Origin of the sequence: Streptomyces hamibioticus (assembly GCF_047946815.1) — a bacterium.
Lineage (GTDB): Bacteria > Actinomycetota > Actinomycetes > Streptomycetales > Streptomycetaceae > Streptomyces.
In genome coordinates this window covers 5042145-5060441 of record NZ_JBKKQY010000001.1, presented here as the reverse complement: position 1 = coordinate 5060441, position 18297 = coordinate 5042145, and the positions used below count along the sequence as shown (strand labels likewise).

General features: G+C 68.2%; 9 protein-coding genes and 1 pseudogene. 3 read left to right on the top strand and 7 right to left on the bottom strand.

The window, feature by feature from the left end:
- Positions 1-132: 132 nt before the first annotated feature.
- The gene (galE, locus tag ACLGIH_RS22955; RefSeq protein ID WP_416527147.1) at positions 133-1104 is read right to left on the bottom strand and encodes a UDP-glucose 4-epimerase GalE; all 972 of its coding nucleotides are present in this window, start codon (positions 1102-1104) and stop codon (positions 133-135) included.
- 262 nt (positions 1105-1366) lie between these two features.
- Here galE and ACLGIH_RS22950 point away from each other — a divergent pair, with 262 nt between their 5' ends.
- Together ACLGIH_RS22950 and ACLGIH_RS22945 are read left to right on the top strand one after the other, a co-directional pair.
- Positions 1367-3598 (top strand): bifunctional glycosyltransferase/CDP-glycerol:glycerophosphate glycerophosphotransferase, encoded by a 2232-nt coding sequence (locus ACLGIH_RS22950; protein ID WP_416527146.1) that lies wholly within the window; start codon positions 1367-1369, stop codon positions 3596-3598.
- Between the two features lie 25 nt (positions 3599-3623).
- The gene (locus ACLGIH_RS22945) at positions 3624-7235 is read left to right on the top strand and encodes a bifunctional glycosyltransferase/CDP-glycerol:glycerophosphate glycerophosphotransferase (RefSeq protein ID WP_416527145.1); all 3612 of its coding nucleotides are present in this window, start codon (positions 3624-3626) and stop codon (positions 7233-7235) included.
- 230 nt (positions 7236-7465) lie between these two features.
- Here ACLGIH_RS22945 and ACLGIH_RS22940 read toward each other — a convergent pair whose 3' ends face one another.
- The 5 genes and pseudogenes from ACLGIH_RS22940 to ACLGIH_RS22920 form a co-directional block, all read right to left on the bottom strand.
- Positions 7466-9244: an FG-GAP-like repeat-containing protein gene (locus ACLGIH_RS22940; RefSeq protein ID WP_416527144.1), complete on the bottom strand. Its 1779-nt coding sequence runs from the start codon at positions 9242-9244 to the stop codon at positions 7466-7468.
- A 245-nt stretch (positions 9245-9489) separates the two neighbouring features.
- Positions 9490-9993 carry a hypothetical protein gene (locus ACLGIH_RS22935; protein ID WP_416527143.1) on the bottom strand — a complete coding sequence of 168 codons (504 nt, stop codon included), beginning with the start codon at positions 9991-9993 and terminating at the stop codon, positions 9490-9492.
- Between the two features lie 98 nt (positions 9994-10091).
- A complete protein-coding gene (locus tag ACLGIH_RS22930) occupies positions 10092-10436 on the bottom strand; it encodes a hypothetical protein (protein WP_416527142.1) in 345 nt (114 codons plus the stop codon).
- A 134-nt stretch (positions 10437-10570) separates the two neighbouring features.
- Complete coding sequence (locus tag ACLGIH_RS22925) at positions 10571-13921, bottom strand: ALF repeat-containing protein (protein WP_416527141.1); 3351 nt, start codon at positions 13919-13921, stop codon at positions 10571-10573.
- 283 nt (positions 13922-14204) lie between these two features.
- A pseudogene (locus ACLGIH_RS22920) lies at positions 14205-14943 on the bottom strand (transposase family protein).
- Between the two features lie 260 nt (positions 14944-15203).
- On the opposite strand from ACLGIH_RS22920, the gene ACLGIH_RS22915 reads away from it, so the two are divergent.
- A complete protein-coding gene (locus tag ACLGIH_RS22915; RefSeq protein WP_416527140.1) occupies positions 15204-15950 on the top strand; it encodes a transposase family protein in 747 nt (248 codons plus the stop codon).
- 199 nt (positions 15951-16149) lie between these two features.
- Here the strand turns inward: ACLGIH_RS22915 and ACLGIH_RS22910 are convergent, their stop codons facing one another.
- Positions 16150-18135: a glycosyltransferase gene (locus tag ACLGIH_RS22910; protein ID WP_416529453.1), complete on the bottom strand. Its 1986-nt coding sequence runs from the start codon at positions 18133-18135 to the stop codon at positions 16150-16152.
- Between the last annotated feature and the right edge of the window lie 162 nt (positions 18136-18297).

Here is an 18297-nt window from a genome sequence, read left to right as displayed (position 1 = left end):
GGGTACCCCCTCTGGAGGAGCTTGAGGACGAGGCCGTCCAGGCCGAAACGGGGGTTCGGGGGCGGAGCCCCCAGGGCCGGGATGGGCAGGGGCGGCGGGGGCGAAGAAGCCGGCCGTGCCCCGCGGGCAGCGTCAGGCGTGGTGGTGGCGCCAGCCCTGCCAGGCCGAGTCGATCATGGCGTCCAGGCCGTGCCGGGCCGACCAGCCCAGCTCCTCGCGGGCCCGGTCGGCGGAGGCGACCACGCGGGCCGGGTCGCCGGGCCGGCGCTCGGCCACCGCCGGGGCCGGCTCCTGCCGGCCGGTGACCTTGAGGATGCGTTCCACCATCTCCCGGACCGAACTGCCCTCGCCCCGGCCGATGTTGATGGTCAGTGCCGTCCCCTCCGCGGCGTCCCGCAGCCGCCGTGCCGCCGCGAGGTGCGCGGAGGCGATGTCCTCGACGTGGATGTAGTCGCGCACACAGGTGCCGTCGGGGGTGGCGTAGTCGTCACCGAAGATCCGCGGGGCCTCCCCCGCCTCCAGGCGCTCGAAGACCATGGGGATGAGGTTGAACACGCCGGTGTCCGCCAGTTCCGGCGCCGCCGCCCCCGCCACGTTGAAGTAGCGCAGGGAGGCGGCCCGGATGCCGTACGCCCGGGCGGCGGCGTTGATCAGCCACTCGCCGGCCAACTTGGTCTCGCCGTACGGGCTCATGGGCGCACACGGCGTCTCCTCCGTGACCAGATCCACATCCGGCATGCCGTAGACCGCGGCGGAGGAGGAGAAGACGAGCCGGTCGACGCCGCCGGCCCGCATGGCCTCCAGCAGGGTCTGCAGGCCGGTCACGTTCTCCCGGTAGTAGTGGAGCGGCCGCTCGACGGACTCCCCCACCTGCTTCTTGGCTGCGATGTGCACCACACCTGTCACAGCCTCGTCACGAATCACCCGCTCGAGCAGGACCGGATCGAGCACGCTGCCGACCACCAGCGGCACCCCGTCGGGCACGCGGTCCTCGCTGCCGGTGGACAGGTCGTCGTACACGACCACGCGCTCGCCGCCCTCGACCATGGCGCGCACCACGTGTGCGCCGATGTACCCGGCTCCGCCCGTGACCAGCCAGCTCATCCTCGTGCCTCCCAAGTCGATGTCACTGGGGGCAGACTTGCCCGCGGGCCGCGGAAAATCGAGTCGGGCAAAAGGGACATAATTCGAGAAAGGGTCACAAGATTCGGCACTGGCCGGGCACAGGGAGTCCCGCTACCTTGCCCACGGAAACTCCGCGTGAATCCTTTACGCTGATGCGGCGGCGCGTTCCAGGCCCCGCGCTCGGAGCCCGCTCCGGTCCCGCACGTACTGCCGTGGCCCAGTCTCGGAACAGGTTGTAAGGATGCCCAAACTCTCCCTCGTCGTCCCTGTGTACAAGGTGCAGGGCTATCTGCCCGAGTGCCTTGACTCCGTACTCGGGCAGGACTACACGGACTTCGAGATCGTCGCGGTCGACGACTGTTCGCCGGACGGCTCAGGGGCAATTCTCGACGAGTACGCACAGCGCGACACCCGGATTCATGTGATTCACCTCACGGAAAACGTGGGTCTGGGCCGGGCGCGAAACGCCGGACTGGAAAAGGCGCAGGGCGAATACGTGCTGTTCCTGGACAGCGACGACACTCTGTCCGAGGGCGCGCTGTCGGCGATATCCGAGCGGCTCGAGGCCGCCTCGAACCCCGAGATACTCATCTACGACTACGCCCGCACCTACTGGGACGGCAAGGTGCGTCCCAACATGCGGGCGGACCTGCTCAAGGGCGCGGGCCCAAGGCCCTTCTCCCTGGCCGAGCGTCCCGAACTGCTCGACCTGCTGCAGATCGTCTGGAACAAGGCCTACCGGCGCGACTTCATCACCCGCGCCGGACTCGCCTTCCCGCCCGGGTACTACGAGGACGCCCCCTGGACGTACTGCTCGCTGATCAGCGCCGAGACCATCGCCGTACTGGACCGCGTCTGCGTGATGTACCGCCAGCGGCGCGAGGGCGGCAACATCCTCAAGACGGTCAGCCGTAAGCACTTCGACGTCTTCGACCAGTACCGGCGGGTCTTCGACTTCCTCGACGAGCGTCCGGAACTCGACGAGTGGCGCGGCCCGTTGTTCCGCAAGATGGTCGACCACTACCTGACCGTGCTGGAGCGCCCGGGCCGGCTGCCGCAGAACGCGCGCGCCGAGTTCTTCCACCGCGCCTCCGCCGACTACCGCGCGCGCCTGCCCCAGGGCTTCACGCGTCCGCCCGGCGGCCGCGGCCACAAGTACACGATGCTGCAGCGCGACGCGTACGCCGCCATGGCGAGCGCCACCGCGGCGGTGAAGCTCCGCCAGTCCGTCAGGAAGCGGGCCCGCAGCGCGGTCAACCGCTCCAAGCGCAGCGCGATGGGCGTCTTCTACCAGTCCCAGCTGAGACTGCCGCTGGATCAGAACCTGGCGCTGTTCACGGCCTACTGGAACCGCAGCGTCTCGTGCAACCCCGCGGCGATCGACGCCGAACTGGCCCGGCTCGCCCCGCACATCCGCCGGGTGTGGGCCGTCCGGGCCGACGCCGTGGACCAGGTGCCCGAGGGCGTGGACCACGTGTGCGTGGGCTCGCGGGAGTACTGGGCGGCCGTGGCCCGTGCCAAGTACCTCGTGAACAACGTGAACTTCGCGGACGCCGTGGTCAAACGCGAGGGCCAGATCCATGTGCAGACCCACCACGGCACGCCGCTGAAGACCATGGGCCTGGACCAGCAGAAGTACCCGGCGTCCACCAACATGAGCTTCGACAAGCTGCTGGAGCGCTGCGACCGCTGGGACTACAGCATCAGCTCCAACCGCTTCTCGACCGCGATCTGGGAGCGGGTCTACCCCTGCTCCTTCACCTCGCTGGAGACGGGCTACCCGCGCAACGACGTCCTGGTCAACGCCGGCGCCGAAGACGTGCGCCGGGCCCGCGCGGCCCTCGGGCTGGCGGACGGCACCAAGGCGTTCCTGTACATGCCGACCCACCGGGAGTACCAGCCCGGCTTCACCCCGAGCCTCGATCTGGCCCGCCTGGCCGAGGAGCTGGGGCCCGACGTCACCGTGCTGATCCGCGGCCACTACTTCTACGGCAGCTCGCCGCACATCGCCGAACTGCGCCGCCGCGGCCGGATCATGGACGTGTCGGGGCATCCGCGGGTGGAGGAGCTGTACCTCGCCGCCGACGCGCTGATCACCGACTACTCCTCGGCGATGTTCGACTACGCCCTGCTGGACCGCCCGATCATCGTCTACGCACCGGACTGGGACGTCTACTCCGCGGTCCGCGGCACCTACTTCGACCTGCTGGCCCAGCCGCCCGGCGCGGTGGCCCTCACCCAGGCGGAGCTGATCAGTCTGCTCGGGTCGGGCGCCTACGACGACGGGGACGCGGCCGAGCGCCGGGAAGCCTTCCGCCGGCGCTTCTGCGAGTTCGACGACGGACACGCAGCCGAACGCGTCGTCCGCCGGGTCTTCCTCGGCGAGGAGAAGGAACTGCCCTTCGTCCCGTTCGACGAACGCTCCCACGCCCCGACCCCCGCCCAGGCGCTCGAACTGGTCGAGCGGGCCTGAACCCCGAAAGGAAGACCACCAAGCCATGGCCCCTCGGCTCAGTGTCATCGTGCCCATCTACAACGTCGAGCGGTACCTGCCCGCGTGCCTGGACTCGCTCGCCGCGCAGACCTTCCGCGACATCGAAGTGCTGATGATCGACGACGGCTCGCCCGACGGCTCGGCCGCCATCGCCGCCGAGTACGCCGATCGCGACGCGCGGTTCAAGCTGATCCGCAAGGAGAACGCCGGGCTCGGCGCCGCCCGCAACACGGGCCTATCTCATCTGGCGCCCGAGTGCGAGTACGTCGCGTTCGTGGACAGTGACGACATGATCCCGCCGAACGCGTACCGGCTCATGGTGGAGAGCCTGGACGAGAGCGGCTCGGACTTCGTCACGGGCAATGTGCAACACATCAACAGCACCAAGGTCTGGCAGTCGCCGATGCACCGCATCCTGGCGGGCGGCGCCGTCAAGGGCACGCATGTGTCACGGAACCGGAAGCTGCTGACCGACCGAATAGCCTGCAACAAGGTGTTCCGCCGCTCGTTCTGGGAGAAGCACCAGCTCGCCTTCCCCGAGGGGGTGCTGTACGAAGACGTCCCGGTGATGCTGCCGGCGCAGTTCCTCGCCGAGGCCGTCGACATCATCAGCGAGCCCACGTACTACTGGCGGCTCCGTGAGGGGGAGGCCGCTCCCTCGATCACCCAGCGCCGCACCGAGCCCAAGGCCGTACGTGACCGTGCGGCCGCGGTGGAGTCAGTCAGCAGGTTCTTCGCCACTCAGCCCGGGGGGCTGGCCGCCGAGCTGAAGCGGGAGTACGACCACACCGCGCTCACCGGCGACCTGCGCATCTTCATGAACGTCCTGCCCGAGGGCGACGAGGAGTTCCGGGCCGAATTCCTGCGAGTGATCAACAAGTACCTGGACCAGGTCGACCCACAGATCGTCATGAACCTGCCCGCAGCCGCGCGTATCAAGTGGCTGCTCGTCCGCAAGCACGCGGTGGACGAGATCGTGGAAATGATCAGGACGGAGCGGCGCGGCGATCGCGTGGAGATCGACGGGTTGATCCGCAAGTACATCAGTTACCCGGGCATGGAGTCGGTCGCCGCCCAGCTGCCGAGGAAAGCCCGGCGCATCGATCCTGACCTGAAGCTGCACGCCCCGCTGCAGAACATCGGCTGGAACGAAGACGGCAAACTATTCCTCTCCGGGCACGCATGGATCAACCGGATCGACCAGTCGACCAAGCGCAGTGCCGTCAAGATCCTCGTCCTGAAGAAGGACGGCTCCCGCAAGATCTCCGTGATGCCGCTGCGGAACACCTATGCCCCGGAGGCCACTTCGCTGTCCGGACAGCGACACACCAATTACGACTGGTCCGGTTGGGAGCTGGAACTCGACCCCGCCAAGCTGCGCCGGGGCGGTCACTGGGAAGAGGGCACCTGGCGGGTGGGCATCGGCATCACCACGTCCGGGCTCGTACGCAAGCGTGCGGTCCAGGTGAAGGGACCGGCGCGGGCCAACCACCCGCCGTACCGCTGGCTGGACGAGGACTTCCGGCTGCTGCCCACCCCCGAGAAGGGCGCGCTGCGCCTCGTTGTCCAGCGGGTCCGCGCGCTGATCACGGACCACCGCGCGGTGGGTACGGAAATCGAGATCGACGGTGAGATTCGGGTGCCCCTCGCTGCGGGCGAGACCGTCTCCCTGCGGGTGACCAACCGCAAGAGCGGAGAGCAGCTGCACTACCCGGTCAGCCTCGGCGCCGGCTCCGACTCGCGCACGCCATTCACCGTCCGCGTGCCCATGCTGGACATCGCGCTGCTCCGCGAGCACCAGGACGTCGTCAAGGAGGAGAACGCCGCCGGCGGCGCCAACCCCGCGCTCGCCTCACGCCGCAACTGGAGCACACAGCTCGTCGCGGTGGCTCCCGACGGAACGGAGCGCCGCTTCTCCACCGTGGTGCGCGAAGGCCTCGCCGACCGCCAGGTGCGGCTGCCCGCTTCCCTCGCCGAAGGTTCCGACCGCAACGAGATCGCGCTGATATCGGGATACAACGGCTATCTGAAGTTCTCAGGCCGCCCTCTCCAGGCCAAGATCACCAAGGTCGTGTGGTCCGGGGACCGCTATCTCGTCCAGGGCAGCACTCCTGCCGACATCGCGGGTGCGGTCCTCGTGATCAAGGCCCGTGACCGCTTCGACGAGAAGACGGTGCCGCTGCATACGTCGCCGGACGGCTCGTTCCGCGCCGAGTTCACGCCTGCTTCCATGTCCGGGCCCGACGCAACGCTGCCCCTGAAGAGCGGGCGCTGGAACTTCTTCCTGCGCCTCGCCGACGGGAGCTACGACATTCCGTTCGTCATCGACCGGCTGGCCGTGGCCAGCTTCCCGGTGCGCGGTGCCGCCAAGGACCGCGAGTACGAGTTCGAGGCGCGCTGGTACGACTTTCCGCAGCTGCACTGCCCGTCCGACCTGTCCATCCTGGAGCGAGGCGCCTACCGCCAGGAACGGCTGCGCAGGGATGTCTACGAAGCAGGCAGGCACAAGCCCCTCCGCGACGCCGTGCTGTTCATCAGCTACAACGGCAAGCAATACTCGGACTCGCCGCGTGCCATGCACGAGGAGCTGCTGCGCCGGGGAGCCGACCTGGAGTATCTGTGGCTGGTCCGCGACGGCCAGGTCGACCTGCCCGACACCGCGCGGAAGGTGCGGTTCTGGAGCACGGAGTGGTACGAGGCCCTGGCCCGCTGCCGCTACATCGTCACCAACGCCCACCTGCCGCACTGGATGGAACGACGCCCTGGCCAGGTGATCGTGCAGACCTGGCACGGCACCATGCTGAAGAAGATCGGCCTGGACATCGAGGCGCCGAAGTTCGACCCGCAGTACCACGAGCGGCTGATCCAGGAGGCCCGCAACTGGACCATGCTGGTCTCCTCCAACCGGTTCAGCACACCGATCCTCAAGCGCGCCATGGGATACGACGGGGAGATCGTCGAGACGGGGTATCCGCGCAACGACTACCTCTACTCCCCCGATCTCGAACAGCGGGCCAAGGAGATCAAGGAGCGCATCGGTCTGCCCACCGACAAGCGCGTCGTGCTGTACGCGCCGACCTGGCGGGATGACCTGTCCCACCGCCGGGGCCAGTTCAAGTTCGACCTGCGCCTCGATGTCGAGGACGCTCGCGAGCGACTCGGGGACGATCACGTCCTGCTGGTCCGGCGGCATTCCAACGTGGTGGACAGCATCCCGGGCGCGGGCAACGGGTTCGTCTACGACGTGTCGGAGTACCCGGACATCGCCGACCTGTATCTCATCGCGGATGTGATGATCACGGACTACTCGTCAGTGATGTTCGACTACGCGCACCTGAAGCGCCCCATGCTCTTCTTCACCTACGACCTGGAGCACTACCGGGACAAGCTGCGCGGTTTCTACTTCGACTTCGAGAACGACGCTCCGGGCCCGCTCATCCGGACGTCGGAGGAGCTGGTCAGCGCCCTGTGTGACATCGACAAGGTGTCCGCGAAGTACGCGGAGCGCTACCAGCGCTTCCATGACCTCTTCTGCGACCTGGACGACGGCCATGCCGCCGGTCGCGTCGTGGACCTGATGCTCGAGCAAGCACGCCGGTTCGAGCGCGAGAACTGAGCCACCGACCTTGTATGGGGCAGGCCATCCTCTGTGGCCTGCCCCATACCGTACGGGCGTCAGATGCTCACCGTCCTGACCGGAGCTGAGCCTCACCGGCCGACCGGTGTGTGAAGGCCGGCACACAGGTGCGCGTACGGCAGAGCCGGAGGCCGGTGTCGTATCCGGGAGATGCGAAACGGCCGGGCCGGTGGCGTACCGGGCCCGGCCGTCAGTCACCGACCGGCGGGTCAGCGTACGAAGACGCTCACGCGGTCGTAGTTCCACCCCGTCGTCTTCTCGGCACCGTGCAGCGGCTCGTTGAGCGTGCCGTCCGCCTTGGCCACCCATGTGATCATCTTGATGCTGCCGTTGTTGTAGCCGTACAGGGCGGCGAGATCGTCGCGACCGTCACCGTTGTAGTCGCCGCCGAAGAGGCGCATATTGTCCCGCACGTACCGGCCGGCGTCCGCCCGCCAGACCTCCTTGCGGTTGGTGAGCGCTCCGTTGGAGCTGGTCGACGAGAAGGTGATGACCGCGTCCGAGCCGTCGCTGTAGTCATACCAGGCAGCCAGTTCGTCGCGGCCGTCACCGTTGAAGTCGCCGGACTGGACACTGGTGCGCTCCGCCGACCCCCAGGAGGCACTGGTCCACCCTTCCACCTGCCCGTGCTGGAAGGCGCCGGTCTCCAAGGACGGCAGGGTTATGGTCCTCACCTCGCCGGAGTCATAGAAGTACATGAGGCCCAGGTCGTCGCGACCATCGGCGTTGAAGTCACCGGTGGCTACCTTCATGTGGTCGAAAAACCAACCGCTGGAACGGCTCCAAGCGGTGAAGGGCGCCTTGAGGGTGCCGTCTTCCTTCGAAAGGAAGGTGAAGACCTTGTCACTGCCATCGGCATAGTCGTACCACACGGCTATGTCATCGCGGCCGTCACCGTTGAAGTCCCCGGAATAAGGGTGCATCCGCGCCCAGGTCCAGTCGGTGTCAGTCCAGGAGACCACGGCCCCCTCGAACGTGCCGTCGGTCTTGGCGCTCTTGGTGAACAGCTTCACCGTCCCGTTCGAGTAGCCGTAGAACGTCCCGATGTCACTGCGACCGTCACCGTTGTAGTCACCAGTGACCAGCTTCGCGTGGTCTTTGGTCCACGTACCGGCACCGGCTGAATAAGCGACGGTGGGCAGCTTTATGGCGCCGTCCGCACCGCCGTTCCACAGGTGCACCTTGTCACTGCCGTCGGCGTAGTCGTACCACGTGGCGACGTCACTGCGGCCGTCGCCGTTGTAGTCCTGAACCGGCGTTTGCTTGGCGTTGTCGGCTATCCAGGCGCGTACGTCGTCGACGCGGGTGCTGGTTGCCGTGTTCGGTGTACCTTCCGGGCTGTCCACGCCGAAGCAGCCGACTTGGTAGGAGCGGCTGCTCACAGCAACGAGTTGTGCCCTGCCACCGACCATACGCAGCGTCGGTCCCCCAGCGTCGCCCTTGCAGATGGCAGCACCGTTCACGCCGCTGACGGTGATCTCATCGTCACCAACCGCGCCGACGGTATAGGTCCCCGTGTGAGGCTTCTCTGGCGCCCAGTCCCGCGCCGTCCGACCGTAGCCGACAACCGTCAGTTGCTCTCCGGCCGTGGCGGGCGCGGCGGCGACGGATACCGGAGCGATACCCACTACCGGCTGCGCAAGACGGGCCAGCACCAGGTCACGCTGCCCGTGGGGGCGGAGTTCGACCACGTCACGGGTCTGCCGGACCGCGGAGGAGGGCCCCCCTCCCACGGTCGCGACAGTCTTCAGCGCGGGCTTGCCCGCCGGAAGGGCGAGGCCGGCCGCAGGGTCGTCCACGAAGCAACTGGCCGCGCTCAGCAACCACTCCGGCGTAACAAGCGCCGCGGAACATCCTCGGTTGTGGTCTCCGATGACGAGTTTCGCGGCGAAGGTGTGAGCGTCGTCCGGAGCCGGAGTGCCCACAACTGCTTGAGCGGGGGCGGCAGTGACAGCCAGCGGCAGGGAAATCACGGCCGCTGCGAGCATTGCCAGAAGGCCCGCAGGGCGTCTGGTCGATCTGATATTCATTGCCCTCTCTCTACTTAATTGCTGGTGATCTCTATCAACATGTGATCGCTATCTTCGGGGTCAGTCACCGATCTCACAGTGCTTCTTCTGATCGCCCAATGGTCAGCGCCGGGGCCTGCGCCGCTTCGGTGCCACGGCAGCCGCCCTAGTCGTACCGCGATACCACCGCGACGATCCGGGCAGTTCCGTCCACGCTGGAGAGGTCACTTGGAGGTGCGGATCTCGACGAGGACGTGGTCACGCCCGTCGGGGTCGAGAGCCTCCCCGGCCGGCTTGAAGGAATTCTTGTCCGCGAACACGTTCTGAGTCTCGCCGTCGGCAGTCAGCTTCAGGCTCGCGTCGTGCTCCGCTCCCGCCTTGACGCCGTACACGGCTGGGATCTCCATCGTCAGGAACCCGGAGTCGCCGGTGGCGCGGAAGCAGATCTTCTGGGTCTGGCGGGAGTACACCTCCAGCAGGCCTTCGGCCGAGCCGCACTCCGCGAGGGTGATGTGGCCGTCGCCCCGCTTGAGGATGATGCCGAGTTCCTGCTCGATCTTGTCGGCCTGCGGGTAGTTGAAGTCCTCGACCGCATAACCGGGTTCGCCGTCGGCGACCGTCTGCACGGGGGCCTGCTCCCGCCCCGTGTCCGCCAGGCCGGCGGCGACCAGGCCGATGCCGGCCGCGGCGACGGCACTCGTGGCGATGATCCGCCGTATGAGACTCATAGAGATGATTCCTTTCACATGAAGGGCATGCATTTTCCGCACACGTGCAAGGGACATGGGCGGAACCCCGGAGGGCTCCGGACCCCGGCCGGCGCCTGCTACAGGAGAACGACCATGAGAGGGATCGCCACAGCGGCCAGCACGAGCACGACCAGCGCCGACTTCCACAGCGGGTACTCCTCGAGAGGTTCCCCCCGGCGGTACCGCACGGTGTTCCGCCTGATGTAGCCACGACTCATGGCCATGAGCAGGACGAACGTCACCATGACGATGAAGTAGAGAATGAACGATTCCCGCGGGCCGTGATCCCGGGCCACTGCCTGGACGTAAAGGGCGGGAACCGCGACGACGGGCCCGACGGCCATGATCGCTCGCATTTTCCACCCTGGGAAGAACAGGAAAGCCGATCCGATCGCGGCTACCCCCGAAAGGGCGGCAATCACACACCAATGCTCGGTGGAAAGATGAGACATGAGTATTCCCGGGTTGGGGGTATGTTCCAGGCTGGCCCGCGGGTGGGTGACCATATGATCACCCACCCGCCGTCAGGTGATGTTCAGCTTGCTTTTTCCGGTTTCTATCCGATCCAGCCGACCACGGACATCGCCCCGTCCTCCAGTACACCGGAGAGTTTCGAGCCGAATGTGTCAGCGATTCCCTTGAGTCCTTCGACCTTCTTGGACGCCCAGCCGATCCCCCGGCCCTTGCCGAAGAACATGGCCGACACGGCGAACGTGCCCAGAGACTTCTTCCAGTCGCCGTCGGCGAAGTAGTCGGCGATGGCGGTCACTCCGGCCGCGGCCACGGAGATGCCCCCGAGGACGGTCGCCGCACCGGCGAAGAACGGAGTGTGCGGGCCAGGGATGAGGGCGATGGCGCCGGCCGCCGTGGCGAGCGTGCCGGCCCACGTGCTCACCGTGCTGGAGTAGTCGGACCACTGCTGCGCCGTCAGCCCCAGGAACTCCCCTTCCTTGTCCTTCTTGGAATGGTCGCTGTCCGGGGTGTCGGACGGGTCTGTTCCCGTCTTCTCGTTCTCCTGCGCCTTCCGCGCCGCCTCACGTGCCGCGGCGGCGATCTCGGCCTTTCGTTTCTGCTCGGCGATGCTGTGCGCCTCGGTGGCCGCCGCCGAGGCCGCCTGTTTGTCCTTCCCCGCCTGTACTGCCGCCGCCAGCGCCCGGGACGCCGAGGCCTGTGCCGACGCGGCCGACTGCTGCGCCTGGCGGGCCGCGTCCCATGCCTGGTTGGAGGAGTAGTTCGCCCGCCGGGCGGCCGAACGCGCCACACTGGCGGCCTGCTTCGCCGATTCCGCCGACTTGAGCGCGTCGGCCGCCGAGGCGTCGGCGGCGTCCGCGTTGGACTTGGCCTCCTGCGCCGAGCGCGCGGCGTCGGAGGCGTAGTCGTTGGCCTTGGCCGCCCAGTCCGCGGCTTCCTGGGCCGCCTTGCGTGCCTCGGCAGCGGCCTTCGAGGCACGCGCGGCGTCCTCCAGGGCCTTGTGCGCGACGTGCGCGGCGTGCGCGATGGCGGCCCGCACGGACGCGACGTGCGCGGCGGAGTCCTGGTCCAGGCGCGCCACGTTGAACCGGTCGCGGGCCATGAACTTCCTGCGCATCTGCGCGGAGCCTTCGAGGACGATCGTCGCGGCGGCCTTGAGGTACGCCCCGCCGGAGTTGAGGATCTTGAAGATCTCAACCGTGTCGTCTTCCTTGATGGCCTGCGTGTACTCGACCGTCAGGAAGCGGTACATCGCCTCCGCGCTGCCGTCGGCCAGGGCCGCTTCGGCCTGGGCCTTGACCGCCTTCCCGGGGTTCTGCCCCAGGATCTTGAAGATGGCGACGCGGCTCTCGGTCTCCGAGGCCGTGATCATGCCGTGATCGAGGAACTTCCGGGCGGCGTCCGGGTCGTCGCTCTCCAGCGCCTGCGCCGCGGCCGCGGCGACATCGGGAGACGCGACCTCGGCCAGGGCCAGTACGCTCTCCCGGTCGTCCTGCCGCTGGGCGGCCAGACGGCCGGCGTCGATCCAGTTCAAGACGTCGTAGTCGCTCCCGGCGAGCGCGAACTCCGCAGCCTCCCGCGTCCATGTGCCGTGGCTGTCGAGAAGCTCGACCGCCGCCTTCCGGCCGAGTTTGACGGCCCTGGCGCTGTCGTTCCCCTGCAGCGCCTTCTCCGCCTGGGAGATGAGATCGGCGATCTCCTGGGAGGTCTGGGCGCTCTGGCTCTGCTGCTGCTGGACGCGCTCGATGTTCTCCTGTTCCATCTGCGCCGCCAGCCGGGCGACCTCGATGCCGACCTCGGTGTCCTGCCGGATACGGTCGGCCTCCGCCTCGCGGGCCGCCGTCTCCACCTCCTGGGCCTGCTTCACCGCGTCGGAAGCGGTGGTGGCGGCCTCCACGGCGGCGTTGGCGTAGGCGGTGGACCGCTTGGCGTACTCGATGGCCTGGCCCGCGTGCTCTGCGGCGTCCTCGGCGGCGTCGGCCGCCTTGTCTGCGTGGTCCGCCGCCGAGTTGGCGGCGGCGCGTGCCGCGGCGGCGGCGGACGCGGCCTTGTTGGCGAGGCGCTGTGCGGTTCCCGCCGCGCGGCTGGCGAGAGCGGCCTGGCTGCTCGCCTCCTGGGCCGCCTCACGGGCCCGGCGGGCGTGGCTGGTCGCCGCTCCGGCCGCCGCCGCGGCGTCGGCCGAGGCGCTGGCCGCCGCGGCGGCGTTGTTCGCGGCGGATGCCGCGGCCGAGCCAGCGGCCGAAGCCTGCTTCGACGCGGCGGCGGCGTGGTCGGCCGCCGCGGCCGCGGTGCGCGCCTTCTTGGCCGCGTCGCGGGCGCCTTCGGCAGCCCTGCGGGCCGCGGCCGCTTTGGAGGCGTCTCCGGAAGCGGCGATGGCGGCGTTGTAGGCACGGGACGCCGCCCGTCCTGCCTGGGCCGCCGCGGCGGCGGCGGCCTGCGCCGACTGCGCTGCCCGGTAGGAGGCGGACTGCGCCGCGCGGGAGGCGCTGATGGCGGTCTGGGCCGCGCCCGCTGCCCCCCGCGCGGCCGACGCCGCCGCCTCGGCCGCGCGGGCCGACTTGCGGACGTCCTGCTGCGCCGCCTTCGCTTCCTCCGCCGCCAGCAACGCCGCGGCCTTGGCCTTGGCGGCGGCCTGCTTGGCGTGCTCGGACGTAGCGACGGCCTTCTCCGTCTTGAGGGCGGCGTTTCTACCCTCTCGTTCTACAATCGCGACGAGCTGGTCGATCGTGGCGCGCTCCTCGTCACGGGCCCGCGCGATGTGCTGACCGGTGGTCAGGAAGTCGTGAATGGCCTTCGGAGTACCGTCTGCCAGCGCCCGCTCGGCGTACTTCTTCACCTCCGGCGAGGCGGTTCCAAGAATCTTGAAGACCTCGACCCTCTCGTCCTCCTCGAGAGCGGCGTACTGCCCGTCGGTGAGGAACGCGGAGAGGGCTCCCTGGGTGTTCTTCTCCAGGGCGGCGGTTGCCTCCCGCTGGACGGCTCTGCCCGCGTTGCGCATCACGCGGAAGACCTCGACGCGCAGATCGGTCAGCAGGGGTTGCTTGAAACCGTCCTTGAGGAAGCCTGAGATGGCGTCGTCGCCGGTGGCGAGAGCCTGACTGGCCGCCTCCTGAGTGGACTTCCCGGCATAGGCAAGGCCCTCGAAGACCGCGAATCGGTTGTCCTCGGCCCGGGCCTCGGCCAGTCCTGTGGAAAGGAACTGGCTCAGGGATGCAGTACCAGCCAGGACTGCGGCAGCCTGCTCCCGCACGGCTCTGCCGCCGAGTTTGTAGGCGCGCACTGCCTTGGCGCGGTCAGTGTCGGGCAGGCGCTCGTCGAATCCGGAGTCGGCGGCGTACGCCGAGCGTGGCGGAATAGCGGTGGCAAGTGTTCCAGTTGCTCCTGCGACGGCTATGCCGACGAGGATCTGCCGCCTGGTCAGGGATGCGGCGGACACAATGTCCCCCCCTTTGTGTATTGAGTTTCACGGCCCCATCCCTTCCTATGACGCATTTGATCAACACCGCAATGGGATCAGATAGGCAATCAGGACATTGCCATCACTATCCGATGTGATGCACAGCACGGTTGCAGACACGGCGACAACGGTTCGGTAACCGGTCGGGACACTTCCTTCGCAGGGCTCGCCCGCCTCAGCTCCGCCATGCCTTTGCGGAGTTGTACGAGTTGTACTTCGACTTCGAGCAGGACTCCCCCGGCCCAGTGAGCGTTTTCCAAGCTCAATCTGAGCTGGTCAGACGCAGGCAGAGGACGGCTTGGAAGAGGCTCGTGATACGGGTGGTCGAGCACCGGAGCTTGCGCAGGACTCTCCAGGACTTGAGTGTGGCGACGGCCTGCTCGACCAGGGCTCGGATCTTCGCATGGGACCGATTGACGGCCTTCTGACCAGCGGAGAGGGTCTGCTATCGGCCCCAGTACGGGACACGGACCATGCCTCCGGCACCTCGGTACCCCTTGTCCGCCCAGCACTTGATGCCGGCCGCCGTGAGAGCGTCGATGATGCCGTGTTCCCGGGCGGCCCGGACGTCGTGGACGGCACCGGGCAGAGCCGGCGACGCCCACAGCAGCCGACCGGACGGATCGGCCAGGATCTGCACGTTCATCCCGTGCTTCTTGTGCTTGCCGTAGTAGTACGGACGGTCCGCGGCGATCCGGTCGATCGGCAGCAACGTGCCGTCCAGCAGCACGAACGCCTTCGTCGATGCCGCCCGGGCCGCCTCCGCAAGAGTCGGGGTGAATGCGGTCAGGACCTCGACGGCCTCGGTGATGTACCGGTAGGCAGTGGTGGTCCCGACATCGGGCCCGGCCTCGAGCTGGGCATACGAGTGGCCGTTGCGAAGGTGGGCGAGCGTGAGGAGTGCCTGTCGGCCTGGGCTCAGGCGACCGCCACCCGGTACCGAGCTCCCGACGCCGTTGACGGAGATGGGAGGACAGGAAGCGCAGGGCAGAGCTGGACACAGCACACGAAGCCTCTGGTGGAGATGGTTCTTCTTGGTCGAAAACCCATCTACCAGGGGCTTCACCTATCTGTCAGCCCAAGCGTCCGGCCCTGCTGGCAAGTTGGAAAACGCTCAGTGAACGCTTCTCATCCTGTGGTTCGCGGGTGACGACGGCTGGCGGTCAGGGCCCGTGACGTGGCAAGGCTCCTGGTCGTTTCGGCTGGTGATCTCACTCGCCAACGTCTCGACGCAGGAGCCCTGTTGGTCCCGTATCGTGCCATGCTCGACGTCCCGCTCAAGGTCGTTGAGCATGTTTCCTGGCTGATCTACGCCCGAAGGTGTGAGCTGAACTCCCGCTGGCGCAGGCTGAGCTGCTTCCGGCAGGCCCTGCTCGTCCTGGTGCACCTGCGCAAGAACGAGACTCTGGCCCAGGTCGCCGCGGGGTTCGGCGTCTCCACCGCCACCGCCGGCCGGTACGTGAGCGAGACGATCGACCTCCTCGCCGAGCGCGCCCCAAGCCTGCACGAGGCCCTGCGCGAGCCGCCTCCGGAGGGGTTCGTCATCCTCGACGGCACCCTGATCACCACCGACCGCATCGCGGCGGACCAGCCGTACTACTCGATGAAGCACCGGCGCCACGGAATGAACGTGCAGGCCGTGGCCGCTCCGGACGGAACACCCCTGTGGTTCTCCCGTGCTCTGCCCGGCCGCACCCACGACCTGACAGCCGCCCGTGCACACGGTGTGATCCACGCCTGTCTGTCCCGTCAGCTCCTCGTCCTGGCCGACCGCGCCTACCAGGGGGCCGGCGCCACCGTCCGCACTCCCTATTACCGCAACCACGAGCTTCCCGAGCACTACCGGCAGTACAACCGGGACCACGCCCGGCTGCGAGCACCGGGCGAACGCGCCTTCGCCCGCCTCAAGCAATGGCGGATCCTCCGCAAGGCCCGGTGCAGCACCAACCGCATCGGTCGCACGGTCGCTGCCATTCACGTCATCGAGATCATCTGGCGCTCAGGATGAGAAGCGTTCAGTGACCGACAACTTCAAGGAGCTGATCGACGCCATCCAGGACATCGAAACCGGGCCCAGGCCCAGTACCAAGGACCGGTTCGACCGGTTCCACCACCTGTTCTGCGACCTGCACGACGGCCACGCCGCCGATCGGGTCGTAGACCGGACGCCAGAGGGTCGGGCTGTGGACCGGGCCCACTCGGGCAGGTCAGAACGCGACCGTCTTGAACGCCAGCTGGGCGGCCGTCGTGTAGTATGGCCGGATTTCGACCCTGGCGGCCGCGGCGGGAGCCTGCGTGCCGCGGCCGGTACGCAGGAAACGCCGGCCGGAGGAGCGGCGTTCGCTCGCCGCGGCCGTACGGGGCCGCTCCTGCACGGGGCGCGGGTAGCGGAAAACCTTGTGCGGTTCCAGGATGTCGGTGGCGAGCTTGCCGACCCGGGCCGGGCCGCCCGCGGTGGGCCGCACCCAGACGTCCCACACCTCCTCCCCGTCACCGTGCTCGGCGACGAGGGCGGCCAGCGGTATCTCGCACCGGAAGCGCGTCCCCTCCGCCCAGGCGACGGGGAAGGACAGCACCCGCTTGCGCTCCCTGCGGTTGACCGCCGTGACGACGCCGTCCGTGGTGACGGACTCGGCGCCCCAGTACTCGCCCTCCACCAGCACATCGCGCTCACGGACGTCGACCCGGCTGGCCTCGGCGTGCTCCGCCCGCACCCGGCTGCGCACCCGCAGCCGGCCGTCCTTCTCCTGGTACGGCAGCAGCACCTGAAGGCCCTCCGGGCCCGCCTCCCAGGCCGGAGCGACCAGGTTCCGCACATCGCAGTGCTCGACGCGGAGCGGCTTCTCCCGGCCTTCCGCCGAGGCGGCGAACTCCCACAGCCCCTCGGCGAGCGCGCCACGGCGTGCGATGACCGCCGAGCCGCCGATGAACGGGAACGTCTCGGACTTCTTCTTGCCGCGCACATCACGGCAGAGCAGCGTCAGCCCGTCCGGCACCGCGTCGGTACCCTCCTGCGGGCGGAGGTCCACCCGGACGTCGCCGCCGGCGAGGACGGTGCAGTCGACCGCGCCGGGCAGCCGGCGGACAGCGGCGGCCTCGGCCAGGATCGCCTCGAACCGCTCGGCGCTCGGGCCCGGGCCGAACGTCTCAGAGGTCAGCCTGGCCTGCCGGCCCATCCTGACGCGCCGGTCCTCGTCCTCGATCAGGTCGATGATCGCCTCCGCCATGGCCTCGTTGTCGCCGTTGGGCACGAGGAGACCGTCTTGCCCGTGCGTCAGGATGTTCCGCGGCCCGTGGTCGCAGTCCATGCTGACCACCGGCAGCCCGCGGGTCATCGCCTCCACCGTCACGTTCCCGAAGGGCTCGCGCAGCGACGGCAGTACGAAGATCGACCCCTTGGTGAACTCGGCGGTCACCGGGAACGCCGGCCCCATCAGATGGACGTGGTTGTACAGACCCTTCTCCTGGATCCTGCGCTGCATGGCCGCTTCCTCAGGGCCGCTGCCGTAGATCCGCAGCCCCCAGTCGGGGTGGCGTGCCACCACGGTCGCGAAGGCGTCGACCAGACCCTGGAAGTTCTTGTGCGGCTTGAAGACGCCCGCGGTCACGACCATTCTGGTCGTCCCGTCGGACTGCCGGCCGCCCGGGTCCGGGATGCAGTTGGGCATGACGTGGATGCGGTCCCGGACGTGCGGCACCAGACCGCCGAGGTTCTCCCGCTCCTCCGGCGAGAGCACGGTGATCGCGTCGAGCCTGGGGTAGGCCTCCTCGAACAGGACCCGGCGCAGGGCAGCCGCGTAGATCCCGGGCATCGAGTGTTCCTGGGCGACCTTCAGGTATCCGCCGGGCGCCGTGGCCAGCAGCGTGGTGATACGCGGATTGGAACTGATCACCACGTCGGCGTCGGTCTCCGCGAGATAGGCGAAGAGCCGCTTCTCCGCGAGCCGGCTGACCACGGGCTTCTTCTCGCTCTCCGGGTACGGGTAGCGCACCGGGAATTCATGCGCCAGGAGGTCGTCACCGTCGTACGCCGGCGAGTGCTCCCGCAGGTCGGTGAGGGCTCGGACACTCACCCGGTCGTCGAGGGCGAAGCGCGATCTGTCGCGGACCTTACGCAGAGCCACGATCTCCACGTCATGGCCGCCCGCGAGCGCTCCCGCCAGATTCTGCGTGGCACTGACCACGCCCCCCATGTGACACAGGTCGCGCACCAGAAATGCGATTTTCACAGGCGAGGTCCTCCCCCTTGAGGCGATGTGGTCCCATCACCGCCCAATGGCTGGCATTGCACCTGATTTGATCGGTTGCACTGCACAAAGGTTGCTCGCGCCACGCATCAAGATCGAGTCACAGGC

What these genes read in the sequence shown, in the direction of transcription:
- ACLGIH_RS22915 (WP_416527140.1), top strand. Translation starts at nt 15,204, where the DNA reads ATGCTCGACGTCCCGCTCAAGGTCGTTGAGCATGTTTCCTGGCTGATC.
- ACLGIH_RS22940 (WP_416527144.1), bottom strand. Translation starts at nt 9,244, where the DNA reads ATGCTCGCAGCGGCCGTGATTTCCCTGCCGCTGGCTGTCACTGCCGCC.
- ACLGIH_RS22935 (WP_416527143.1), bottom strand. Translation starts at nt 9,993, where the DNA reads ATGAGTCTCATACGGCGGATCATCGCCACGAGTGCCGTCGCCGCGGCC.
- ACLGIH_RS22910 (WP_416529453.1), bottom strand. Translation starts at nt 18,135, where the DNA reads ATGGGGGGCGTGGTCAGTGCCACGCAGAATCTGGCGGGAGCGCTCGCG.
- ACLGIH_RS22950 (WP_416527146.1), top strand. Translation starts at nt 1,367, where the DNA reads ATGCCCAAACTCTCCCTCGTCGTCCCTGTGTACAAGGTGCAGGGCTAT.
- galE (WP_416527147.1), bottom strand. Translation starts at nt 1,104, where the DNA reads ATGAGCTGGCTGGTCACGGGCGGAGCCGGGTACATCGGCGCACACGTG.
- ACLGIH_RS22945 (WP_416527145.1), top strand. Translation starts at nt 3,624, where the DNA reads ATGGCCCCTCGGCTCAGTGTCATCGTGCCCATCTACAACGTCGAGCGG.